At 47.0% G+C, this 25997-nt stretch carries 17 protein-coding genes and 1 pseudogene; 16 read left to right on the forward strand and 2 right to left on the reverse strand.

All coding sequences use genetic code 11. The features are described from left to right. Positions 1-9 precede the first annotated feature (9 nt). The 4 genes and pseudogenes from Z042_RS24150 to Z042_RS24165 form a co-directional block, all read left to right on the forward strand. Positions 10-1317: an MFS transporter gene (locus tag Z042_RS24150; protein ID WP_024912164.1), complete on the forward strand. Its 1308-nt coding sequence runs from the start codon at positions 10-12 to the stop codon at positions 1315-1317. A 46-nt stretch (positions 1318-1363) separates the two neighbouring features. After that, a complete protein-coding gene (locus Z042_RS24155; RefSeq protein WP_024912165.1) occupies positions 1364-2011 on the forward strand; it encodes a bifunctional 4-hydroxy-2-oxoglutarate aldolase/2-dehydro-3-deoxy-phosphogluconate aldolase in 648 nt (215 codons plus the stop codon). Positions 2012-2127: 116 nt separating this feature from the next. Beyond that, positions 2128-2931 carry an IclR family transcriptional regulator gene (locus tag Z042_RS24160; RefSeq protein ID WP_024912166.1) on the forward strand — a complete coding sequence of 268 codons (804 nt, stop codon included), beginning with the start codon at positions 2128-2130 and terminating at the stop codon, positions 2929-2931. A 130-nt stretch (positions 2932-3061) separates the two neighbouring features. After that, positions 3062-3274, forward strand: a pseudogene (locus Z042_RS24165) (transposase); the annotation flags it as partial. 212 nt (positions 3275-3486) lie between these two features. On the opposite strand, the gene Z042_RS24170 reads toward Z042_RS24165, so the two are convergent. Both Z042_RS24170 and Z042_RS24175 read right to left on the reverse strand, forming a co-directional pair. Next, positions 3487-4695 carry an IS256 family transposase gene (locus Z042_RS24170; protein WP_025297200.1) on the reverse strand — a complete coding sequence of 403 codons (1209 nt, stop codon included), beginning with the start codon at positions 4693-4695 and terminating at the stop codon, positions 3487-3489. Positions 4696-4900: 205 nt separating this feature from the next. After that, positions 4901-5518 (reverse strand): hypothetical protein, encoded by a 618-nt coding sequence (locus Z042_RS24175; RefSeq protein ID WP_202901358.1) that lies wholly within the window; start codon positions 5516-5518, stop codon positions 4901-4903. Between the two features lie 777 nt (positions 5519-6295). Between Z042_RS24175 and Z042_RS24185 the strand changes: the two genes are divergently transcribed. From Z042_RS24185 to Z042_RS24245, 12 genes are all read left to right on the forward strand, one after another. After that, positions 6296-7440, forward strand: a protein-coding gene (locus Z042_RS24185; protein ID WP_417903511.1) for an IS3 family transposase whose coding sequence is annotated in 2 segments (ribosomal slippage) — positions 6296-6545 and positions 6545-7440 — 1146 coding nt in all. Because the reading frame shifts where the segments join, the coding sequence is not laid out codon by codon here. Positions 7441-7621: 181 nt separating this feature from the next. Then, positions 7622-8757, forward strand: a protein-coding gene (locus Z042_RS24195; protein ID WP_202901318.1) for an IS3 family transposase whose coding sequence is annotated in 2 segments (ribosomal slippage) — positions 7622-7868 and positions 7868-8757 — 1137 coding nt in all. Because the reading frame shifts where the segments join, the coding sequence is not laid out codon by codon here. Positions 8758-9167: 410 nt separating this feature from the next. Continuing rightward, positions 9168-11243 carry an McrB family protein gene (locus Z042_RS24200; RefSeq protein ID WP_024912169.1) on the forward strand — a complete coding sequence of 692 codons (2076 nt, stop codon included), beginning with the start codon at positions 9168-9170 and terminating at the stop codon, positions 11241-11243. After that, positions 11236-12579 (forward strand): McrC family protein, encoded by a 1344-nt coding sequence (locus Z042_RS24205; RefSeq protein WP_024912170.1) that lies wholly within the window; start codon positions 11236-11238, stop codon positions 12577-12579. The genes Z042_RS24200 and Z042_RS24205 overlap by 8 nt, the downstream gene beginning before the upstream one ends. Further along, positions 12576-12962, forward strand: a complete 387-nt coding sequence (locus tag Z042_RS24210) for a hypothetical protein (protein ID WP_037406385.1) — start codon at positions 12576-12578, stop codon at positions 12960-12962. Before Z042_RS24205 ends, Z042_RS24210 begins: the two co-directional genes overlap by 4 nt. 49 nt (positions 12963-13011) lie before the next feature. Next, a complete protein-coding gene (locus Z042_RS24215; protein WP_024912171.1) occupies positions 13012-15165 on the forward strand; it encodes an HsdM family class I SAM-dependent methyltransferase in 2154 nt (717 codons plus the stop codon). Continuing rightward, positions 15165-16706, forward strand: coding sequence for a restriction endonuclease subunit S (locus tag Z042_RS24220; RefSeq protein WP_024912172.1), 1542 nt, complete (start codon positions 15165-15167; stop codon positions 16704-16706). Before Z042_RS24215 ends, Z042_RS24220 begins: the two co-directional genes overlap by 1 nt. Before the next feature lie 17 nt (positions 16707-16723). Then, positions 16724-18010: a hypothetical protein gene (locus Z042_RS24225; RefSeq protein WP_024912173.1), complete on the forward strand. Its 1287-nt coding sequence runs from the start codon at positions 16724-16726 to the stop codon at positions 18008-18010. Continuing rightward, positions 18007-22293, forward strand: a complete 4287-nt coding sequence (locus Z042_RS24230) for a hypothetical protein (protein WP_024912174.1) — start codon at positions 18007-18009, stop codon at positions 22291-22293. The genes Z042_RS24225 and Z042_RS24230 overlap by 4 nt, the downstream gene beginning before the upstream one ends. 10 nt (positions 22294-22303) lie before the next feature. Continuing rightward, entirely contained in the window at positions 22304-23155 is an 852-nt protein-coding gene (locus Z042_RS24235; protein ID WP_024912175.1) for a hypothetical protein, read from the forward strand. Between the two features lie 2 nt (positions 23156-23157). Further along, positions 23158-24315: a hypothetical protein gene (locus Z042_RS24240; protein WP_024912176.1), complete on the forward strand. Its 1158-nt coding sequence runs from the start codon at positions 23158-23160 to the stop codon at positions 24313-24315. Further along, positions 24305-25990: a helicase HerA domain-containing protein gene (locus tag Z042_RS24245; RefSeq protein ID WP_024912177.1), complete on the forward strand. Its 1686-nt coding sequence runs from the start codon at positions 24305-24307 to the stop codon at positions 25988-25990. Before Z042_RS24240 ends, Z042_RS24245 begins: the two co-directional genes overlap by 11 nt. Positions 25991-25997: the final 7 nt, after the last annotated feature.

Raw genomic sequence — 25997 nt, forward strand, 5'->3', positions numbered from 1 at the left:
GTCTGACTTATGAATACCATCGTTAATGAAAGAGCAATAACTAAAAAACGAGGAAATAAGCGTTGGTTTGTTGTTTTCCTCCTGTTGGTTGGCGGTATTGTTAATTACCTTGACCGCGCCAGCCTTTCCATTGCTGCACCGGACATGATGAAAGATCTGAACTTATCCAATACCGATATCGGGCTATTAGGTTCGGTGTTTGCCCTGATCTACGCGCTTTGCCAGCTGCCTGCCGGTTGGTTGGTTGACCGCTTCGGCCCCAAAAAAGTGTATGGCTGGGCCGTAGGGTTATGGAGCGGTGCCACAATGTTAACCGGTGCTTGCAGCAACATGGTGAGCCTGATTTTTGCCCGCGGCCTGTTGGGGGTTACCGAAGCCCCTTGCTGGCCAGGAGCGGCAAAGATTACCGCTTCGTGGTTCCCGAAAAGTGAACGTGCGTTGGCAACCGGCTTCTGGGATGCCGCGTCTAAATGGGGGCCCGCTATCGCCCCTCCGATTCTGGTTGCCATCATTGTCCCTTTCGGCTGGCGTGCTCTGTTTTATATTGCCGGTGCAATAGGCTTTATTTTCGTGGCCTTTTTCATCTTCGCTTACCATCAACCGGAAAAACACCCAAACATTACTCAAGAAGAACTCGATTATATTAAAGAAGGCGGCGGTGGTACTGCCCAAAAATTAACGGGCGGTACGGAAAAAGTCAGTTGGGGCGGTTTATTTAAATATCGCTGCATCTGGGGAATGATTTTAGGGTGGTTCTGTTATGTGTGGATGATGAATATTTTCACCACCTTCTTGCCGCTTTATTTAATGAAAACGCAAAACATACAGTTCAAAGAGTTAGGCATCTACGCCAGTATTCCTTATTTCGGCGGGATTGTCGGCGCAATTGCCGGTGGCTACATCTCCAAATGGCTGGTTGATAAACAGATCTTCAAAGAATCTTTAAAGGCCAAACGCGCCACGATCAGCGTCTCTGCCCTCTTGGCCGGTGCGGCTGTGATTGCAGTACCTATGGTGGATAGCCTGTCGGCAACCCTGACATTGCTGGTGATTGCCATGGCTCTGCTTTCCTCGCTTTCTGCAACGGGCTGGGCATTACCTGGTGATGTTGCCCCTGCTTCCATGGTGGCCTCGGTGGGCAGTATCCAGAACTTCGGCGGCTATTTTGCCGGCTCGTTATCACCGCTGGTGACCGGATTAATCGCCGATGTCACGGGGTCTTATACCTTGGCTTTTGTCAGCGGTGGGATTATCGCAGCCTGCGCTGCGCTGTGTTACTGGTTCATCGTTAAAGAACCCGTGGCCGTAACGGATTGACGTCGTCGGGGAGGCAACTCCCCGACATTTCCATAAGAGGTTAGACATGATTAAGCAACGCGTGATTCGCGCTATAGAAGAAACCGGCATGATTGCCATTGTACGCGGCGTCGCACCAGAAAGTATTTTACCCCTCGCCACCGCGCTGTATGAAGGTGGCATTCGGGTGATTGAAGTGACCTGTAACTCCACCCGCCACCTGGAGAGTATCAGCACCCTTAAACAGGAAGTGGGAGACAAGATGTGGATAGGAGCAGGCACGGTGCTCAACCCGGTCATGGCGCAACTGGTGCTGGATGCCGGTGCCGATTTTGTGCTCTCCCCGGATTTTAATCCCGATGTGGTAATGATGGTGCATGAAAAGCAGCGGCTGATGATCCCTGCGGTAATGACGCCTTCTGAAATCTTACAGGCCTGCCGGTTAGGTGTGGATCTTTTAAAACTATTCCCAGCCAATAGCCTCGGTGTGACTTATCTGAAAGAGGTGCGGGGGCCACTGGATGGGCTGCCTTTGATCCCGGTTGGCGGCATTACGCTTGAAAATACCCGTGAATTTGCCAAAGCTGGCGCGTTTGCGGTGGGCGTGGGGAGCGCGTTGACCAATAAGCAGTGGATTGAACAAGGCGACTGGAGCGCCATTACACAGCAGGCAAAAACCTTTATCCAGGCGTTTCATGAAGGCAAACAAGCCTGACTCCGTAGATAAGCAAGCCATAGGGAAACCGTGGCTTGCTTATTCAGAAGGCTACTGTATTCGCTCTCATTACCTCGTTATACTGCCTGTTATAAAAACAACAGTGAGGTAAGCCTGTGTCTGAAAAGATAAATCGTTCGGTTTTCAGGGCGTTGGAGATGCTGGAACTGATTGCAGCAAGTAAAAACGAGCTGACCATCACCGAAATAAGCAAACAGCTTGGCATCCCAAAGAGCACAACCTTTGATATTCTCTATACCCTGCTTGATAAAGGCTATCTTGAGCAGACCAACGAAAAACAGAAGCATTTTAAGCTGGGCGTAAAATTGTTCCAGACCGGTGCCAGTTACCTCGATCAAACCCCTTTCCAGAATGTGGCACATGCGATGCTGGAGAAACTCTCCGAACTGGCAGGGGAAACCGTGTTTCTCGCGTTACTGAATAATGACGAGTTGGTTTATTTTGATAAAGTGGAAAGCCCTAACTCCGTGAGAACTTCGGCCAGAATTGGCTCCAATAACCCGTTGTATTGTACCGGGCTGGGTAAAGCAATCCTGGCAACGCTGCCTGACGATGAAGTGAAAGCCATTCTGGCACGCACTGGTGGGCTAAAGGCCATCACACCGCATACTGTGACCAATGAAGCACAGTTTTTCTCTATTCTGAATCAGGCCCGCCAGCAAGGATATGCGGTTGACGATCGCGAACATAACGCGGAAGTATTCTGTCTTGCCGCCCCGGTCTACAACCTGCAAGGGAAAGTTTACGCGGCCATCAGCATCGCCAGCCTATTTACTAAAATTAACCACCAGCCGGAAAAGATTGCCACGTTGGGGAAAATAATCTCCGATACGGCGCTGGAGCTTTCGCAGCGTATCGGCTACCGCGGCCAGCGGTTGTATGCCGATTTTCTGCGTTAACTTCCCGGCCTGGCTCTCGCCACGGTTATTCTGGGTAACCGTGGTGATAGTCAAGACCCTGACCTGTTCTCCATTGATTAACACTCCACGATGTTTGTAATGTCTTCATCATTAACGTGAGGACATCCCCATGAAGAAGCGTTTTTCCGACGAACCGATCATCAGTATTCTCCGCGAGGCTGAAGCCGGTGTTTCTGCCCGTGAACTGTGCCGTAACTATGCTACGTTTTATACTTGGCGCAAGAAGTATGGCAGCATGGAGCCCCCCAAAGTTAAGCGATTGAAGACTCTTGAAAAAGAGAACGCTCGTCTGAAGAAGCTGCTCACCGAGAACATACTGGATATATAGCGAGAAAGGTAGGTAAACGTTGGGTTTCAGACACAAAAAAAGACGTCAGTTGGCGTCCATTGGAATGGCCGGACTCGAATTTCAACATTAATCAACTGAATTTTAATTGATTAATCACAAAATTAATGCTTATGTATACTCAGTTGTATACTTACCTGTCTTACTTCAAAGGAGCCTGTTCATAATTCTGTGTAACTGCCCGCCTATTAAAGGTGGTCGTTTAGACGGTCACCGAACTCGATAATAAAACGACTCATTGCCAACCACCAGTTCTGGATCGGCATACTCCATTTTTTCGAGGCCGCCTGGATCGCCAGATAAATCACTTTTCTCACCGAGTCGTCTGTCGGGAACACTTTACGTTTCTTAATCGCCTGCCGGATAACGCTGTTCAGTGATTCGATAGCATTGGTCGTGTAGATGGCTTTGCGAATATCCACTGGATAACCAAAGAACGTGTTGAGATTTTCCCAGTGTGTACGCCAGCCTTTGCTGATTTGCGGGTATTTTTCATCCCAGACGCCTGCGAACTTGTCCAACGCCATCAGGGCCGCTTCCTCTGTCGGGGCCTGGTACACCGTTTTCAACCCGCCGGTGACTGCTTTGTAGTCTTTCCACGACACGTACTTCAGGCTGTTACGTACCATGTGGATAATACACAGCTGGATGTGGGTTTGCGGATAGACGTTGTTTATCGCATCGGGGAAGCCTTTCAGACCATCTACGCAGGCAATCAGGATGTCTTGAAGACCCCGCTTTTTCAGTTCAGTTAACACGCCCAACCAGAATTTGGCCCCTTCATTTTCTGCCAGCCACATGCCCAGAAGTTCTTTCTGCCCCTCGGTGTTGATGCCCAAGACAAGGAACACGGCTTTGTTGATGACGCTACCATTTTGACGCACCCTCACCACAATAAAATCGATATAAACAATTGGATACAGTGAGTCCAGTGGCCGATTTTGCCACTCAGTGACCAGCTCTTTAACGGCATCGGTGACTTTGGATATCAGCGTGGGTGACACGTCGGCATCGTACATTTCTTTGAACGTGGCAACGATTTCTCTCGTGGTCATCCCTTTGGCATACAAAGATAAAATCTGGCTGTCCATCTGCGTGATACGCGTCTGGTTTTTCTTGATTAACTGAGGCTCGAAGGTGTTTTCACGGTCGCGGGGTGTATTCAGTTCGACCTCACCATCATCAGTGAGCAACGTCTTAGACGAATAACCATTACGGGTATTCGAACCTGCTTTGGATGCATTTTTCTCATGGCCGAGGTGTTCCGTAAGTTCAGCATTCAACGCTGTTTCGACGGTAAGCTTGGTCAACATACGAGAAAATGCATTGAGGTCAGCTTCAGTTTTAAGGCCTTTAGCCAGTTCGGCCGCAAGTGCCTTAAGTTTCTTTTCGTCCATAATTTGCCTGTCTCCATTGTCAGGAAGAACATATCAAAAACAAGCAATTACACAATTTAAATTACAGTCTCCTTCAAAGTGTATCGAATACACGGAACGGTCAGTAACCTACCGGTTAGAATCTCCTACATTCGTAAATTAGCGTACTTTTCATTAGCATTATTAAGACGTGTATATACATTAGCATTTACTACACAGGCTAATGTTATAAATCTTGATCTAATTTATACCTTCTCAGCACTATATAACTAAGATCACCACACCACAGTATTGGTTTACCTGTTGTAGCATATGTACAAGTACCAATAATTAGTGCATGACATCCATCTAATTCATCAAGACTATTTTTAACCTTAAACTGCTCTTTAAACTCACTTGATATTTCACTATTAATACAAACACTTAAGCCTGACTTGATATTACCTGCATTTAACCAAATTTTGCCATCTCTTGTTTGTCCAACATCACTAATAAATCCCCCAAATATTCTACGAGCACCGTCCATCCATGGTGCAACATTAATAAATTCGACAAACAGTTCTCCCCCACGGTCCGGTAAATCGTTAAAAGATTGATCTTTAAACCCCACCTTTTTATCGGCGTAGCATAGTCCTTTTGACTGCACTAACTTGTAAAGTAGGTTTTTTAAAGTAAAATGCGCTGGATATTTTAAACTCCCACCATCAGCAGTTTTTTCACCCGTGAACTTTTGCCCCTGGGGTGTAGTCTCAGTGTTATCTGCCGCTGTTTTGACATTAATGTCATAGCCTTGCGTTAATCCCAAATCTAGTACTATGCCGCTATCGGCATCTGATGCAGGCAATCCTTTATTTTCATCCCCTCCCCTACAGCCTCATATGAAGTCCCCAGTGAGCAGTTTTCGTGGTGATGGGCGCAAAAATGCGGTGAGTCATTTCCGTAACTTGATCGTCTGAACCATGCATCCCCCTTACATTCAGTACAAAGCAAACTCCGTCTCTTCAGTTGGATCTCAGCAAGAGGCAATGCGTAAAATGCATCTGCAATCCATTCTTTTTCATCAATAGTACAGAAAGCTTTATCCACGACGATCCCCTCGTTCAAGCTACATATCAATCTTACCATCACTTATAAAGAATATTTAGTTAGAAGGTATGATCCAGTTCAAGTTATCGGAAAAAGCTGCTTACGAACTTATCTTTACTAGTTGTTCCAACCTAACCGCCCCATTAGTTGAACTAACTGTACTATTCCAGAAAAGCACGTGTTTTATTAATAAGTTTGAAACGGTAGTATATCGACAGATAATTTATTTTAACCATTTCAAGTCGGCACCCTAATATCCCACACCTTGGCACTAATAATATCTGAGTAAATAAACTCATTTGGATTATAAAAATTTAAACGGTGCTACCCTCCCCAAAAAAGAAGCACCTGCATCTACAAATATTCTCAGACGCCTATCTCAACGAGTAAACAATAGAAAAACTAGAGTTATAAATCATGAAGAGTGTAAATGGACCGAACATATTAAATCATTACAATTTCGTTGACCTGCACCCCGTTGATTAATACACCGTGATGTTAGTAATGTCTTCATTAGCAACGTGAGGGCATTACCATGAAGAAGCGGTTTTCCGACGAACAGATCATCAGTATCCTCCGCGAAGCGGAAGTCGGGGTTTCTGCCCGGGAACTCTGCCGCAAGTACGCTATTTCAGACGCCACTTTCTACACCTGGCGCAAGAAGTTTGGCGGCATGGAAGTCCCTGAGGTGAAGCGGCTTAAGTCGCTTGAAGAGGAGAACGCCCGACTCAAGAAGCTGCTTGCCGAAGCCATGCTGGATAAGGAGGCGCTTCAGGTGGCTCTTGGGCGAAAGTACTGACGACAGACCAGAAACGGGAAGCCGTGGTGTTGATGTGTGATGTGACCGGTCTGTCGCAACGTCGTGCCTGCAGGCTTACAGGTTTGTCCCTGTCGACCTGCCGCTATGACGCTCAGCGTCCATCTGCTGATGCACATTTATCAGGGCGTATTACTGAGCTGGCGCTTGAACGCAGACGTTTTGGTTATCGGCGCATCTGGCAGTTATTGCGTCGGGAGGGCCTTCACGTCAATCACAAGCGGGTATACCGCATTTACCACCTTAACGGACTGAGCGTAAAACGCAGACGACGCGGTAAAGGGCTGGCGACCGAACGGTTTTCGCCTCTGCGCCCGGATGCGCCGAACCTAACCTGGTCGATGGATTTCGTTATGGATGCACTGGCCACTGGCCGCAGGCTCAAGTGCCTGACCTGCGTGGATGATTTTACGAAGGAGTGCCTGACAATTACCGCCGCATTCGGGATTTCAGGCGTACAGGTCACGCGTATTCTGGACAGTATCGCGCTGTTTCGTGGCTATCCGGCTACGATAAGAACCGATCAGGGACCGGAATTCACCTGCCGTGCACTGGATCAATGGGCCTTTGAGCATAGCGTGGAACTGCGTCTTATCCAGCCGGGCAAACCGACTCAGAACGGATTTATTGAGAGTTTTAACGGACGATTTAGAGATGAGTGTCTGAACGAGCACTGGTTCAGCGATATTGTTCACGCCAGGAAAACGATTAATGACTGGCGGCAGGATTATAACGAGTGCCGTCCACATTCATTGCTGGATTACCAGACTCCATCTGAATTTGCAGCGGACTGGCGAAATAGGAGATATGAAGAAAAATCAACCTGGACTGACCCCACCCCGGTAGACGATCCTGCCCTATAGTTGGACTGACCCCACCCCGGTAGACGATCCTGCCCTATAGTTGGACTGACCCCACCCCGGTAGACGATCCTGCCCTATAGTTTGGACTGACCCCACCCCGGTAGACGATCCTGCCCTATAGTTGGACTGACCCCACCCCGGTAGACGATCCTGCCCTATAGTTTGAGCATAGGAGGAACGTATGGGCACACCACGATTTACACCTGAATTTAAGGAAGAAGCCGTCCGTCAAATAACGGAGCGCGGCTATTCCGTTGCTGAAGTTTCTGACCGTCTTGGGGTTTCTGCACACAGTCTTTACAAGTGGCTACGGGCCATCAAGCCTGATAACAGCGAACAGCATGCCCATGATCTTCTGGAGGCCAAAAGTGAGATCCTGAAGCTCAGGGCTCAGTTAAAGCGCACTGAAGAAGAACGGGATATTCTTAAAAAGGCCGCGCGGTACTTTGCAAGGGAGCCCGACTGAAGTACCGCTTTATCAATGAGCACCGTGCTGTATGGGGTGTCATGACGATGTGTCGGGTGCTGTGCGTCGCCCGAGCCGGGTTCTATGCGTGGCTGCATAACCCGGTTTCAGTGCGCGATAACGATAATCAGCGTCTGCTGGCGCTCATCCGTGACTCATATTCACTGAGTGGAGGCGTATACGGTTATCGTCGGGTTCATGGTGATCTAAATGAAATCGGGGAAACCTGCGGTAAAAACCGGGTGAGTCGTATTATGCAACTGAACCGAATCAAAGCCGTGCGCGGCTATAAAGCCCCGCGTCGTATCGCCGGCAGACCTTCTGTTGTTGCCCCAAATCGCGTGCAGCGGCAGTTTACCGTCACCCGGGCCAACCAGGTCTGGGTGACAGATATTACCTATATCCGCACCTGGCAGGGCTGGCTGTATCTGGCAGTGGTCATCGATCTCTTCGCCCGTAATGTGGTGGGCTGGTCGATGAAACCCACTCTTTCACGCGAGCTGGCGCTGGATGCACTGATGATGGCGGTGTGGCGACGAAAACCGGAAAGTGAGGTTATCGTGCATTCGGACCAGGGTAGTCAGTACGGTAGTGATGACTGGCAACGCTTCTGCCGGGCCAACAACCTGGCGCCAAGTATGAGCCGGCGTGGCAACTGCTGGGATAATGCTGTAGCAGAATCGTTCTTCAGTTCGCTGAAAAAAGAACGGATCAGAAAACGGATCTACAAAACCCGGGATCTGGCCCGGGCTGATATCTTCGATTACATTGAAGTGTTCTACAACCGGGCCCGGCGCCACAGTCACCTTGGCGGTCTCAGTCCGGAGGCCTTCGAACAGGCCTCGTCGTGAGGACAGGATATGTCTACTGTTGTGGGGTCAGTCCAACTATAGGGCAGGATCGTCTACCGGGGTGGGGTCAGTCCAATTACTAACTGAAGGTTGTATCTAATCCTGGGGGCAGGTCAATCGCACCTTGCTGCCCCAGGAAGGGAGCATGCCCTGCACTAGTATCCTCACAGCTCACACTCTATTGATACCAACAGCACTTCAGCACAACAAAGTAACTCGATAATCACGACTCAAAGTGAAGGTGCCAAAAACTCATTTGAGAGCAATAAATTCAATAACATGAAAAAGCTGTATTTTGCATAGAAAATCTTACTTATTGCGCTTGGCTACAAACTCATGCTTGGTAAGATGAGTTTTGAAACAGCACACTAGCTATCTAGTAAGTAATATCACAGTAAAGGAAACTCACGATGGATCTTGTAGATAGTGTCGAAGCAGGCAAGCTGACTCTCAGTGAATTGATTGATACCCTGGCAGAAGATAAAAATTATGAACCTTCCAGGTGGAATCAGCGATACCGTGAATTTACGGGGCTGCTGCAGCAAGTCCCAACTTTCACGGTGCCTGGATCAGAAGATTTGATTAAACGACTTTGGTATGAACGTGATAACGGCATTGCCAGCATCCGTCAGGGTGTCCCTTCACTGGCGGAATATCAGCAAAGTCTGCCACTGCTTAGAGAACTAACCGAACGCGTTCGTCAGCAACCAGATGAAGCAACCTACCAATACGTCGGCAGTGCTCTGCAGAAGGCCAAAGAAACCGGGCTACTTAAGCGTATGTATTGGAGTTTGAGAAACCGCGTTTTTGCCGCTTTTTTGCCAGAGACCTGCACCAGCTCCGTGGATGAGAATGCGTTTACAAGAGTGGCAGATTTCTTAAATAAGAAGTTCAGTCTCGGTTTGGTACTGACCGGAAATTGGCTGCAGAAAAACCATGAATTGAAACAAGCCATACACGCCCAATCTCCTAACACAGATCCTTATTACGTGAATATGGCCATCTGGCATCTCTATGAATTGCTTCGTGAACGCGATAATGAACAAAAGCAGGAGAAAGTAGCTAGCACTACATCCACAACCAGCAGTGAGCCCATAGATAACAAGACCATTCCACATTCACCAACTAATGTGATCTTCTTTGGGCCCCCAGGCACTGGCAAGACCTTCACTTTGCAGCAAAAGATGAAAGAGTACATATCTCATGCTGTGCCAGCCGATCGTGATGCCTGGCTGGATTCTCGCCTTGAATCGTTGAACTGGATGCAGGTCATAACCCTGGTACTGCTCGATCTTGGTAAACGTGCAAAAGTTCGCCAAATGACAGAACACCAGTGGTTCCAACGCAAAGCGCTGCTGAATGGCCGTAGTAGCAACTTTTCTCAAACTGCCTGGGCGACGTTGCAATCCTTCACCATTCCGGGATCAACTACGGTTGCTTACAAAGGTCGTCGTGAACCTGCGATCTTCGACAAAACTGCCGATAGTGAATGGTTCCTGGTTGAATCCCAGTTAGAGCAAGTGGATGAGCTGCTTTCTCTTTATGCAGAGTTAAAGCAAGGACCTAAATCTGCCGAAGCCATCCAGCGTTTTGCAGTGGTTACGTTCCACCAATCTTACGGCTATGAAGAATTTATTGAAGGTATACGCGCTCGCTCTGACGAGAGTGGCAATATCTCTTATCCCATTGAGCCGGGTATCTTTATACGCCTGTGTCAGCGTGCCAACGCCGATCCTGGACATCGCTACGCCATTTTCATTGATGAGATCAATCGCGGCAACATATCCAAGATCTTTGGTGAACTAATCTCACTCATTGAAGTAGACAAGCGTGCGGGTATGTCCAATGCAATGAGCCTGCAACTGTCTTATAGCGGTGATCACTTCAGCGTACCCGCCAATGTCGACATCATCGGAGCCATGAATACAGCGGACCGTTCTTTAGCTCTGATGGACACGGCTTTGCGCCGTCGCTTTGACTTTGTCGAAATGATGCCTGATCTCTCTTTACTGAGTGGAGCTAAGGTGAAAGGCATAGAGCTCGAGTCGTTGTTAGAAAAACTCAATAGCCGCATCGAAGCGCTTTACGATCGTGAACATACACTGGGACATGCATTCTTTATGCCGGTAAAAAATGCACTCGATACCGGTGATGAAGAAGCTGCGTTTAAACAATTGAAGATCGTATTCCAGAAAAAGATCATTCCCTTGTTGCAGGAATACTTTTTCGATGACTGGAACAAGATCAGGCTAGTGCTGGCAGACAACCAGAAACAAGACGACAGCCTGCAATTCGTGATTGAGAAAACCGACGATCTCGATACGCTTTTTGGTAACAACCATGGTTTACGACGCCATGATCAGCAATCGACGGCTTACGAGCTCGAAGCATTTGATCAAGAGGTCTGGAATATGCCACAGGCTTATAGTTCAATTTATCAGCCACAGCAGACCACTCCTGATGAGCAGGCCGTAAACCATGGGTGAAGTTATCTCAGTTTTTGAATATGACCTGCTGGGGAGTGGAAAAGCGGCTTCAGTTGGCGCAAAGCTGGTGCCTCAACAGGTCTTTGATTATTTAGAAACATTTAGCCTAACAAGTGATCAAGGAAGCCAGTTTCTCAAACTCACCTCTCGTTCAGGTTTCAAATTGCTGCAGGTGCAAAACTACGCGGGGATGCTTTCTACGCCTCACGGTATCCAGCTTGAGATACTGCCCAAGATTGGTAAAAACCTCACGGCTGCGAGTGCGCGAGAAACATTCATTACGATGCTAAGTCACCTGCCTGGGTTTCGACATATTCAAACCCAGCAGGCCACTCTTCAGGCACAACGCATGCCTTTACTCGAGATTTTTATCAGCCAATTTTTGCAAAGCGTCAGCCAATTGCTTAAACAAGGTTTATGCTCCGACTATGTGAGCGAGCAAGGTAATCTGGCTTTTATGAAGGGCAAGCTGATGCTCTCTGCACAGCTACGACATAACGCGGTAAATCGCCATAAGTTTTGTGTCGATTATGATGAGTATATGCCTGATTGTGCTGCCAATCGGCTCTTACACTCCACACTGGATAAGTTACTTAGTCTGAAGCTGTCATCAGAGAATCAACGCTGGCTTTACGAACTGCGCTTTGCTTTTGACGGTATTCCACTTAGTAGGGATATTGAGAGCGATATGAACAGCTTACGCATTGAGCGTGGTATGACTCATTACAGCGAGCCAATGGCTTGGGCGCAGTTGATCCTGAGAGGAATGAGCCCAAGTGCATTGCAGGGAAACACCAAAGCGATATCACTTTTGTTTCCTATGGAAGCGGTATTTGAATCCTTTGTGGCACAGACCCTACCCTACGAATTACCTTCTCACCTAAAAGTTTTTCCTCAAGCAGCAACTTATTCTTTGGTAAAGCATGGACTTAAAGATTGCTTTAAGCTTCGCCCAGACTTGCTGATTCAATCACGCCAACCAGTTCAAACCAAAATGGTGATGGACACGAAATGGAAGCTGGTGAACAGTAACGAGCAAAAAAAATCACTATATGGACTTGCGCAATCCGACTTTTATCAAATGTTTGCCTACGGCCAAAAATATCTTGATGGGAGCGGCGAAATGCATCTGATTTACCCTGCGCATGATGACTTTAGCCAACCGATACCGCAGCACTTTGCTTTTTCAGAGACTTTAAAATTATGGGTAGTGCCATACCGGATAATGGCAAAACGCGGTGAGAGGATGATGTGGCCGAGTGACGAGTCCTGTACAATGAGACCCAACCCAGATCGGATGGCTGCTTCAGTATCCTATAGTGGAGGCATGAGATGACCCATGAATACCAGCGACAAAGCCTGGAACAACTAATTACTCAGCAAACAGCAGCGCCCAGAAGCGCTGCCGTTGTATTTAATGAGAACCAAACTCTCTGGCAAATCCTTGGCTTTAGCCAGTCTCAAGTTTCGCTATGGCTTGCCTCATTGCCTCAAAGTAATCATCTAAAAGAGTCCACAACGGCAACGTACCAGGTTGCACCTGATGTTGCGGCACATTTGGTATCATTGTTACAACAAGCTGGTGGGCGCATGCCCCTGGCACAAGTACTGAAAAAGCTCCCAGCAGGTAGTACGACCAGTGAACAGCAGATACACAAACTAGCTCGGAAGCATGCGCAGTTAGAGATTAAAGGCCCCTTGCTGGTATTGATAAATTAGCCGGCACTTGTAGTAACCGTCGGCTGTATAAAGGATTTTAGAAAACATAATGGCAAAAGAAGCAAAAAAACAAGACCCACAACAGCAGCTAGAAGCACTGTTCAATAAACTGGTCAAACAGCACTCCGAGTTTACTCAGCCATTGGTCGAATTACCCGAACATGAATTCGCCAAGGCGGGTCTCATTCAAGGCTTGGTTGAAGGCAACTTAACGCCACCGGTCATGTTGATTGCGCTGGCAGAAGGCCATTGGGAATACGCCGCTGACACTGCAAAGTTTGATGATTTAGCCTACCAGCTGTTAAGCGATATCGAAGGTGACTGGCCAGTATTTGCCGTTGTGGACGATGGCATGAACCACCAACGTATTTTGGCCTTGTTCGGTGCCGATGGATCTGACGGTACCCACGGTGCAGATACCCTGCCAAGTCTGGAAGAATTACGTAGCTTTGATCGCATGGAGCGTGATCCAACCTTTCGCTGGTCGATGCGTGTTTATACACGCTTAATGCAGCGATTTGATGCCTTCCATGAGAGTGTTTACAGGGTACGCCGTGATAAAGTCACGAACAAAAACAGTATCATTTATGAGGTAGCTAAGCTTCTGTTTTTAGAAAGCTTTCGAGTCCACCACTCAAAAGAGCTAACTTTCGTTGACCATGAGGGAAATACTTGCGTCTTTAATGAAGTATTTAACTATGAATACGTTAGAAGAAATGGAGAAAAAGCCGTTTCACAGATAAAAGCGGCGTTTAAAGCACTTAAGTCACATCCTGACTACATAGTCATAGCTGATGATGGAACCCCAAATGGTATTTTTGATGAGGATGAATACCTTAAGCTGTCCGTTCCAGAAAACTATGTTGATTTACTTGAAGCTATTCAAAACCTTGGCCCAGTAATTTCGAATGATGGAAAGATTGTCAAAAACTCTGGGTCACTTGCCGATGTATCAGGTGATTTATTAGGACGAGTGTTTGACGTATTTCTACGCGCTAAGTTCGAATCTAAAGGGGGTCTTGGAGTCTATCTAACTCCTAACCCAGTGAAACAAGCCATGCTGGAAATGGCAATTTATGATATTGCAGATGACGATAAAGTCATGGCGAAACTAACAAATGGTGATTTTAAGTTTTGTGATCCAACGTGCGGCTCATTTGGATTTGGTTCAGTAGCCTTGAGTCAAATAGATAGACTAGTTGACTCTAAATTGGGCGGTTTGAGTGATAATGAAAAAGAAAAATTAAAGCAAGACCTCAGAGATAATTCATTCACTGGTGCTGATAACTCTACTGATATGATCATGCTAGCCCGTGTGAATATGGCACTACAAAATGCACCTAAGGCAAAAATTATTCACGCATATAACTCATTAAGTACGCCAGCACTAAAGCCTAACAGCTTCGATTTGATTTGTACGAACCCACCTTTTGGTACGCCAAAATTTGCTAAAGATAAGAATAGCCAAGAGTCAAAACTAAAATATGAAGAGGAAATGGAACAAATCCTCGGTGGCTTCCGCCCTTCCGTAAAAGTTATGGATAGCTACAACGTCTGGTACGACCATGTAAAAATGAAATGGCAAGATACCGGCGATTTAGAGCTGGATAACAACGGCGAACCTAAATGGGCGGGCTATCGTACCGATTTACGTAAAACGGGCGGTACAGATAAAAAGCCGTTTTACAGCCTGCAGCCAACAACCGGAGGACTGGCACTGGGCAGTAAACCCGACAGCAAAGGCAATTGGCAACCAGTGAGTGCCACCATCGACCCAGCTGTGCTGTTTATAGACCGCTGCCTGCAACTGCTCAAACCCGGTGGTCGACTGATGATCGTGCTGCCTGATGGCATTTTATGTAACTCCGGCGACCGTTATGTACGTGAGTACATCATGGGGAAAAAAGACGAAAAAACCGGCGAATTTGTTGGCGGTAAAGCCATAGTCAAAGCGGTGATTTCTCTGCCAAGTGACTGCTTTAAGCTCTCCGGCACAGGCGCCAAAACCTCGATTTTGTATTTACAAAAACGCCATGCTAACCCCAACCAACCAGAGCAATTTTTACCCGAGCCACAAACCGATGTATTTATGGCGGTGGCCGAAACTCTGGGCTACGTGGTGAAAAATAATATTGAAGACTATAACGCTGGTGTTACCAACGATCTGGATAAGATTGTATCGGCTTATAAGCGGGGTGAGTAATGTCTGTAGATACCTTACGCGAAACATTTCATATAAACCGCATTAGCACTTCCGATTTGCAGGACTTCTTGACTGCGCAAACCTACAGACCAGAAATTACCCAAGCAAAAAATCAGATTCTTAGCTTGAAAAATTGCTCACTGCAGGCGGTATGCACAAAACCAATTCAACAAGGAAAGTCGCCTAAGTATGCAGAAAAAGGCTTAAAGTGCATTAAACCTAAAAATACTAATGATATGTTAGTTTCGATTGATGATATTGATTGGATTGACTCGTCAACAAAAGATCAAATTCAAAAACAGAGACTCGGATATGGTGATATTGTCATTACACGTTCAGGCTCAGGAACAATTGGTCGGGCATCGATTTATTGCTATAGCGAAGAAGCGTATACGAATGACCATCTTTTTGTTGTTCGCCCTGACAAGGCTGATAGTCACTACATTTGCTCATTTTTAAATAGCTTCCATGGTCAACGTTTATTAGAAGCTGGGGTATCCGGATCTACCGGGCAATTAAATCTTTCCAATGAACATATTAAGTCTATTCCGCTATTTAGACCTGATGAAAAAGCCCAAAAATACATTGGAAATAAAGTTCGCCAAGCCGAACAGCTGCGCGCTTGGGCGAAGCGTCTTGAACGCTCCTTGGATGCATTTATTGATCACTTTCAACCTGAGAAAAAAGAATATAAAAAACTTTTCTCACGTGTTCCAAACCACCTTCTCACAAATATGTTGACAGCAACGACGTACAGAGAGCGATATATTTCCAATCAGAAAAACTTAAAAGATAGCTCGTGCACTCAGCCAATTTCTTATTTTCTAACAAGCGTTACAAATGGGTTTGATGAGAGAAATGAGATAGAAAATGGACTCCCTTACATCAAAGTTGCTGATGTAAGAGCTGGTTACATAGATTTAAAAAATAGTCCCAGAGTAAGGGTGTCTGCGTTAACAAATGCCAGCGAAAAACAAAAGCCGAAGAAAGGTGATTTACTTTTAACCAGGAAAGGAAGCTTTGGAATAGCTGCTGTAGTGATGGAATCAGCAAGCTTTCTTTGCTCCAGCGAAGTTTTCTCATGCAAACCGTCAAAGCCTGAATTCATGCCAATACTTTCTTGGTTTTTAAACTCAGAGGCTGGAAATATGCAATTCTGGCAGTTTTCAACTGGAACAACAATGCCAGGAATTAATCAAGAAAATCTACAAAACATCCTTATTCCAGATTTTTCAGATTGTGATATTCAGCAATTTAATTCTATTCACAAGAATAGATATGAAGCTAAAAAGAATGCAGAACTGCTAACTGACACAGCCAAAACGCTCATCGAATCCCTAATCGAAGGCCAGCTGACCGAGCAGCAATTGATCGAAGCCCAACAAGCCCTGGAAGATGGCGACAACAGCTTAGATCAAGCGATTTTAAGCAAACTAAGTGCTGAGGGTTATGCCATTGAAGGTGCCACACCGCTATTTAGCGATGTGGATGAGTTATACAGTTTGCTGGAAGATGCAGCACAGGCTGAGGCGGAAGAGTAAAGATGGTGATAAGCGGCATGGACAGCAGTACAACCAGGCAAAATAGCGACACGTTAAATAGCGAAGCGGCACTTAGCCTCTGCCTGCAGCTTTGGCAACAAGGTGGTTTGAACGCCAACAAAGCAGCATTGTTATTGGCGGCTGCGCCTGCCCTTAGGTCACTACTACAACCAATCTTACAGCCGAAAAAGAACGACGCTGAAAATGATATCGTTAACGCCTATAGCCTCACTGCACCATTGCTTGATGCCTTCAACGATTTAAGCCAGTCAGGTGAATGGCAATTAGCGTTGTTGGGCTTAAACCCAGATGTTCGTCAACATTGGATAAATTTGGCCGCCGCTCGCTGCCAGGAAGCAGGCGCGATGAATGACACAATGGTATTGGTTAAACTCATTCAGCAACTGGGCAATGCCAGTGAATGGGTCTTAGCCCAACTGGAAAGCACTGCCACCACGCCGCAAATCATTGCCGGCCCTCTGGCACAAACCGAACGCGATTTGCTCGGCCATAGCCTAAACGACAACGCAGCCATTCCCGCTCTATGTCGTATTTTGCGTACCAGCCATACCTTGTTTACCGTAAGCGAACAAAATGAACCACCGGCACCTATACAAGTGGTGGATTTAACCGCAAAACAACTTACAAACAATTGGTGTAGCGGGCGTTTGTTAGCGCTCCCTAATACCTTGCTTGATGAACATGACCTTAAACCCAATACCGATTGGTTATTGGTGTCCCGCTCAAGTCATGACAACATGCCGCTTACCGCGCTATTCGCCCAACAGCCCTGGTTATTTTTACTCAGTCTCATTATCTTTGTGCAAGATGCCTGGGCTGCAGAGCAGCGTGGCGGCTTGTTGCTCACCTTACCTGCCGGGCAAAATGCCTTTGCACCCGGTCAAATAAATGTGGCGGTACAAGGCATTGAAGGTGATGAAGTGAGCCTGGGCAGTTTGGCTGAGTTTATTGTGCTTCTGCTCGGTGAGCTCAATATCACCCTCTACCCGGCACTCGATGCGAACACAGAAAGTATCAACCGCCTAAACCGCGTCCTAAGCTCATTCATTGCCGAATTGCTGGCACAAAAAATCTGGCAATTTACTGAGGCCGGTCGTGGCGAGTCCGGCCAATATCGAATTCACACAAGCTTCAGCGATGCCTGTTACAGCCTGCCGTTAGCACCGTTATTTGGCTACAAAAGCCAAACGTTACAACGGGCCGTTAAGCAACTGGCGCAAAACTGCTATGCCAATAAAAAACGCGCCGCCAATAGAATAAACCTTCAAGGATCGTCGTTATGAGTTTTGAATTAAACGAACAGATGGTTGATAGCCTGGCAAAACAACATCGCTGGGCGGCGACGGGCGTATCAGATTACCCACCTCGCGACCCGTTAGTGGGCCAGAGCAGATTTTTCAAACGCTTTCAAACCTTTTTGCATACGGTGGATCACGACGATGATCGCTTTGCCCATGTGTTTGCCGTCGAAGCCGAATGGGGCCGGGGTAAATCTCGTTTAGGCCATGAATTGGTCGCACAAATTAACGACTGTTCCAGGGGCTGGTTTGTCCGCGACGAACAAGGCCAACTACACAATAAGCAGCTGTTTAATCGCGACACGCAAGACAAATACCTGGCGCTCTACATTCGCTACTCGCAAGTGGCATCAGATTATCAAAACTCGGATAACTGGTTTGCTTTTGGTTTATATCAGGCGCTATTACCACTGGCCACCCAAACCTTTGATGGATCGATTCAAAGTGAAATTGCCAAACAAGCCTATGAACGCTTAATGCCATTTGGCTTTAAATCTGAATTGTTAGCAGATGCCTTACAGCTGAACGCCAACCACAGCGAAGAAGACCTCTATACTGACCAAACGCTGGTAGTCAGTTTGGTGCAAGCCGCCTATAAAGTATTAAAGAGCTTTGGCGTGCAGTATATGTTGGTGGTGCTGGATGAGCTGGAAACCGTTGCAGAAGCCGCCACTTTTGGCCTGGAAGATGAACAAGATAAACGCCTCGATGGCAAGGCCATTCGCCTGATTGGTAAAGCAATTAAAGAGGAAGACCCTCGCCGTAAACTTCCATGGTTGCGCTATGTTGCACTGTGCTCACCACTGCTTGGCCAACAATTGCGCGAAATTCAATCGGTCGCACGCCGCTTTGAGTTAGTGGAACTTGAGCATAATGCCTTTGCCGATGTATCAGACTATGTGGCAAGCCTCTTAAAAGACGGCAAGCTGGGTTTTAATTACCCTGCTGGTTTAGTGGAAGCTGCATACGCCATGAGTGGTGCCAACTTCGGTTGGTTTAACGTGGTCATGGCTAATGTGGATGCGGTGCTGAGTCAATACCAACAAGCAGGCCGCAGTATCAAGGATGTGGGCGATTTATTTGAAGCTGTGTTGGCCGGTTCTGGCCGCGTGGCCAGGCATGTTCTGGATAAAGGTGCGATAGAAGGCATTCAAACTCGCGACCAGGCACTATTGACCGAATGCCGTAGTTTGCTCTACGGCCAATTACCCGTGCGCTTAGCTGAAGTGAACCACGCCACTGAATTGCTGGCGCTGAAAAACGAAGATCTGGAACCCATAGCTGCTCATTACCGCAAACTGAGCATTGACCGCCTACAGTGCCGACAAGCCCTGGAGCAAGCCAAATTCCGCCGCGATAAAGATGAATGGTACTACCCTGCAGTAGATCAAGCGCTGAGCTTAGATACTTTGCTGGATAACCTGCGTACTTTTTCGATTAAAGAGCAAGCCGCAAGCGGCGATAAAGGCGCGGTATTACTGCCTCTGTCAAAAGGTGAGTTTAAATACTTACTCAGCTTACTGTATGACCACCCAGCGATTGAATTTGCTGCCGATGCCTTATGGCACAAGTTAGTGGGTGAAACTACCGAGCTGGACGCCAGCGAAGCAACGCATATTGGCCCCAGTGTGGCGATGTTACTGCGCCTGGATTTGCGCTATCGCAGTGCCCAACAAAACTCACTGATTTTTAAAGATCCCGCCATGGGCGATGCCCATGAACAGGCGATGAGTGAACTGAGCAAACAAAGTAGCCAGAAGCCGCTCATCAAGGCATTAGCCCGTGTAACGGGCTTTATGAGATTACTGGATAACAACTGGACCTATGATGAAAGCTTACTGAGTAATAAAGCGGGCAGCGACGATGCACCTCTGGCCATTTTAACCGAGCCCCGTGGCCGCCAGGGTGGTTTACTTACCTTGGATGGATTTAAGCTTCACCCAGAAGGTAAAGCCTTGTTTGCCTGGGTCAGTAACCTCATTGAGCTGAACAATCTTCACACCTTTGCGGCAAACCACAGCCACCAAAATGGTCGCACGCCAGTATTAGCGTTAACCGCTTCTGCACATCTCATGGAGCAATACAGCAGACTGGATGAAAGAAATGAGTTGCGTGATGCGATACTGCTGCATTATGTCAACCCAAGCGAAGCAGACCAGTTAGAGCGTATTGGCTTAAGTCTGGCAGCATGCCAGTTGCACGGCGTGAATTTAACTGCCGACAGCTTTACCGCGAAATTCAAAAACAAGCTGCATGCCCTGACTACCTTTGCCACGGATGCCATTCACAAGTGGCGCCAGCGCTTGCAGAAGCGCGGTTTAATTGCCTGGCCGTTAAAGGTAGATGGTAAGTTATCACCGAATGACCGCGACCTGTTGTTTAAAGGCTGGTATCAGTTGGCCATTGCTCACCCTGAGTTAAACGGCATTCTCGATTTACAGCAGCAACACGGCGTGCCAGTGAATGAGCTGAGCAGCTTGTTGGATAAACTTAAAGTGCCGGGCAGCTATATTGCCAAAGGCTACACGGCCGATGAACATGCCGGGCTATTTACTGAACTTAATAATGTGCAGCGAAGCCAGGCACAAATCCCATTATTTTTAGCCCGTATTGCTCATCCTAATAAAAAGCACAAGTGGCAATTCGAAGGCTTTAAGCAGCAGTTTTATTTCGCCTATGTGGCTGAAACGAGCATTACCGCAAAAGGCGTGTTTAATGACTGGATGTGGTGGTGTGGAGAGCTGAACTTACTCACTTTAACCAATCCAACAGAAAAACAGGCAATTTGGGAGCACTACCCGCGCTCCCGCTTAGAAAATGCCATTAATGAAGCACAAAACTGGTTCAGCGGTAACGATATGGGCAGCTACGCAGCCAATGTGGAAGTCATGAGCCGCGTGTATGGTTATGCACGCATTAATGAAATGTTCGCGCCACTAGGTACAAATAAGCTGGGTTTTGTCACCGTGGAAGCTAAAGAGCAGCTGGAAAAAGCACAATCACTATTTAACGTGCTCAAACAGCAAGAAGAACAACTGGCTGATATTGCTGAGGACAGCGACACGCAAGTACTGGCAGGGCTTATCCACAAGCGTGCTGACGTGCTGGAGCTAGTAGCAAAGGTTAAACCGCTTAATAGTACCAAGCCCATGCTAAAAGATGCCCATATTCTCAGCTTAGAAGACAAAACGACCTCGCTTTATCAACGGATTGAACAGGCCTGTTTATTTGCCGAATTTGTTGAGTGCAGCGCTGAGCGTATCAACAACCGACTCGCTGATTTAATCATAGATGTTGAAACAGAGTGTGCCCCGCTGACGAACTTCCCGAAACGTCTGTACACCAACACTCTGCGCACTATAGGTCATATTTTAGACGGCGCGTTAAAAGACGATACCAGCAGTGCCACTGGCCAAAAAGAGCAGCAAGCAGACAGCGATACCTTACTGCATTACCTGCGTAAACTCGATTTAGGTAAAGCGCATGACAAGCTTTCAGCCTTAGCGCAAGAAGTGGGTTTAAACCTGCACAGTGATCAACAGCTGCCGATAGCGGAGATCCAGGGACATATTTTGTCTAGCTACCGCAACTGCAAAGAACGATTTGGGAAGCTAGTTAATAACCTCGCAGAGCAAAACCAACGCGCCCAACAGTTGCAACAATGGCTTAGTAGCGCCACGGCTGAGTATGAGTACGCTGATGACATTGCAGAGCTACCAAAACTGGTAATGAAATTACAGCTCATTGAAGACGCTATTGCCGATCTCCCCAACGATGCCGAGAGCAAGCGTCAAAGTATGCAAAACAGTTTGCGCAATGGGCAGTTTTCATCGTTACGGGATTTACCAGAAGAGCTTTTAAAACCGGCACGCGGTCAACTTACACCGATTCAAGGCCAACTACTTAAAATTGAAGAGCGTCTAAACCAAGTAAGACGCAGCTCCATCGAGCAGGTAAACAGCTGGCTGCCGTTATTAAAACCGCTATTGGCTTCTCAAAAGCAAGCGGAACCAGCAGCGTTGACTCTGGGGGATGTGAGCAATTTGGGTGTCAGTGAACTTCAACTGGTGTGTGAAAACACCCAGGCCAAATGGCAGAGTCAAGGTGAGCAAATATTAAAAGATACAGGCTTAACACTGGCGGATTGGCAACCGATTTATCAGGCTTTGAGCCAAAACCAAGAACCCGCGTTAACACCTGAGCAACAGAAAGGACTTGTAGACAAAGGCATTGTAAAAATGCGCCTTACCTTTGCCACTGGTTTATAGAGGTGGCGCGATGAGTCTTTATTTATCTGCGGCACTGGCCAGTAATCGTAAAGGCCGTTTTTTGCAAACTGTTGCGGGGGCAACCCCCTTAACGACGGATTGGATTAGCTCGCCGCCAGCCAGCGGTTTGTTGTTAATACAAGCAGAAGAGTTGACTGACACTAATACTTTGCAGTGTCTGTATCACTGGGCTATGCAGGCAGGTTGTGCCGCTTTGGTAATAAACCTGAAAGCTGAACAATTTACCTTATTAGCGCAATTGCCCTCCCCACTGGATTGGCAGTTAGTACCAGCGATCTTGAGGATGCAGGAAGAACCGGGGCTAACCGCTTTGCTAACCAGTGAAACAAACCAGGCTATTGCTGGCTTTACTGGCAGTGCAGATCGGCACCAACACCAAGCCGGCGATGTGGTGCATACCCGCTACATACGAAAACACAGCAACAGTGGGCTATTAGCCTTTACCACGTTACCTTTGTGGTCGCTGAATTTACTCGATCATAGTGAGATCTTGGTAAGCTGGTTGAATTGGTTTGTGGACCACGCAGGCATTGCTGAACAAATCATCGGACCTAAAGCGCCATCAACTGACTACACACCCGATAAGCACGATCTGGTTGTATTGCTACTACTCTACGCTGGAAGTGGCATGAGCTTACAAGCGCTATCTGAGCATAATGCGGTTAAGCAGATGTTTGATGTCAACAGCCTTGATATTGTCAAACGGGGTGAGATGTTGCAGCAGCACGATTTTATCGACGAAGCGGGCATAACAGCCACCGGTAAAACATGCCTACAAGCCTCGCAATATTGGGCTTATGCTCCATTACTTAGCGAGCAGTTACACACAGGAGCGCTATAAGCATGAATGAGAACAAAACGATGAATTTAGCGCAATCTCTCGCCATCGATAGCCAGCTTCGCTTACCGGGAAGTGCAGGACGTTTGCTTAAACAGGTCCGTGATATTGAGCAAGTGGCGCCGCTGTTCCGTGATGCTGGCTTAGTGAAAGCGGTCCCCAAGCCCACAATCGTTAATTTACGCGTAGCCGGTATTGCGACTAAATCGTGCTTAGACAAAGTATTGGGCGGTTTTATTTATGCCAGTGCAGCAGTGCGCACAGATTTGCTAATCGATGACAATAAAGTCAGCACGGTGGGTAGCGACTCAGTATCAGAACTGGACGATATTGATTTTGAAGCACAGCGTAAACGACTTGATTTGATTGAAATTCGTCAGGCGTATCAGTTAGTTGAAAAAAAACTTTTAAGTTATGAGCCTGCCGATTTAATTTTGCTGGATACGCCGTTGTTTTTATCACGGGATATGGCTCCGCTGGAGCGCAATGTCCGTCATAAACAAGAGTACGAAAAAACCAGGCAAGTGATAGAAACTTTTTGGCAAAACCATCGCTCTGAAATTTTCCCCTGGAATCAAAATGGTGTAGTGCTTGCGAGCATTTTGGCTGAGCGCTTTAGTGCAGTTGTAAGTATCGCCAAACAAGATTTACGTACCGAACAAGGCCGCAAACAAATTTTAGCATCTGATGGGTTTTCTAAAGAGTTGATGCAAAATCTGGCAGGGCTGGATGAAAGTTTGGTGGGCGTGGGGGATTTGCGATTTATCAATGGCATTTTAGGCAACTATTCGCGCACCATCGCATTTCGTTTGTCTGAACAAGAAAACCGCATTGAACCCAACATTGAAGCTAAGCAAGGGTTAATTAGTTTTCACTTCCGTAGTGCCCGAGGCGGACAGATAAAAATGGTGCAATTAGCAGGTGACGAACCAGAATGGAAAAGTGCTGATCTCGATTTAGTTGCCTCTCGCCTGATGGTGCTGGATATGCAAAACAAAGGTAATGCAATGCCGTTGCCACAATTACTTGGCTATCAACAGCTTGGTATTTTACCTAAATTTGCTACGTTTTATCGCCAGGGTTTACACCAGGCACTAAAGAATAATGATATTGAGGCAGGGTGGTTGGCAGGCCTCGATGAGGGATTGAATAATGGCTTATAAAGTTTTAGGTAAATTAGTCGGTAACACTGGTGATGCCAGCCAGTTAACTATGGTTGTGCAAGACTCGTTTTCAGTACGCCGTGGTGAGTTTGTACGCATTATGCACCAGGAACGCAAAGATGAGGGGCAAGTCGCCGTACTGGGGCGAGTGACCAAGATCAGTCGTACCAATATGCTGTATAACGCCGGCTTTGGCGATGGTGTGACTGAGCTTGAGCTTTTGCCCGGTGCGAATGTAACTGGTGAGAATATGTTTGCTCAGGTCGAGCTGGTTGGTTACCGCGATCCAGTGACTCGTCAGATCAAAATTCCACGTCGCCCACTTAACCCTGGTACAGCTGTTGAAACCGTCGATTTTCAGTTTTTAAGTGATTTTTATGAATTTAATGAACACTCCAGTTTGCACTTGGGTAACTTAGTAGGCTACGACAAAGGCGAGAATACGGTTCCGGTTTTTATTGACGTCAACAAATTGGTCACTGAGCATTTGGCTGTTCTGGCAATGACGGGTTCAGGTAAGTCTTATACTGTTGGTCGCATTATAGAACGTTTAGTCGCGGTTAATAACGGCACTGTGGTGGTATTTGACCCACATGGTGAATACGGTAAAGCCCTCGCTGGCGGTAATCTGCAATTCTCAAGCTTCTTAGATGCCACTGACGATAAGCGTGATCAAGAAGCACTGCCACTGATTAAGCAGATCTTTGAAAAGCTGCAAGCCGTCGGTGCAGGTATTCAGGTTTACTCGCCGCAGCACGAGTCTTTTAAACATAAATACGCCAGTAAGAACACACCATTAGCGCTTCAGTTCGACCATTTTGAAATGGACGATATTGCTGAAATATTACCTGGCTTAACGGAACCGCAGCAACGAGTACTCGATGTTGCAATTCGTTATTGGCGCTCTGCAGATAAGACAGAGCCACGAGATATTAACCGCCTGCGCTTCTTATTAGGTGATGGTATTGAAGAGTTAAAAGAGTGGGACGACCTTTCTGAAGCTGAGGCGAAGGCATTATCAGGCCGTAGTGCCGCCGTCGCCTCGATGAAGCTTTCACGCGTGCTTAATGAAGCCAAAAGTTTTTACAGTGCAACGATGGCTGAACCAACTGATATTTACAAAATGGTGGGGCGCCCGAGCAATCAGCAGGGACGTTTAGTCGTTGTTGACTTACAAGGTTTGAGTGATACCGCTAAGCAAGTCATTTGTGCATTGTTATCTAGTGAAATATTAAAAGCGGCCTCGAGCAAAACGGACCCGCTGCGTCCATGCTTTATCATTTACGAAGAAGGCCATAATTTTGCCCCGGCCGGTGGCAATGCAGTCAGTCACCGCATTATTAAAAAGATCGCCGGTGAAGGTCGTAAATTTGGTGTTGGATTTGGCATTGTGAGCCAGCGTCCATCGAAATTAGATTCAGATGTGACCTCTCAGTGCAATACGCTAATTACGATGCGCTTAAAGAACCCAGACGATCAACGATTTATAGCTAAAGCATCAGATATGGTGAGCAAAGCTGACCTGGAGGAACTTCCGAGTTTATCAACCGGTGAAGCTTTGGTGTGTGGTCGTTCAATCCCTGCACCACTGCTTGTTAAAGTTGGTAGTAAGGCATTAATTCACGGTGGTGAATCACCGGAGGTATTGCGTGTTTGGGGCTCTTTCAATGGCTAAGGTGCCT

The organism is Chania multitudinisentens RB-25 (assembly GCF_000520015.2).
Lineage (GTDB): Bacteria > Pseudomonadota > Gammaproteobacteria > Enterobacterales > Enterobacteriaceae > Chania > Chania multitudinisentens.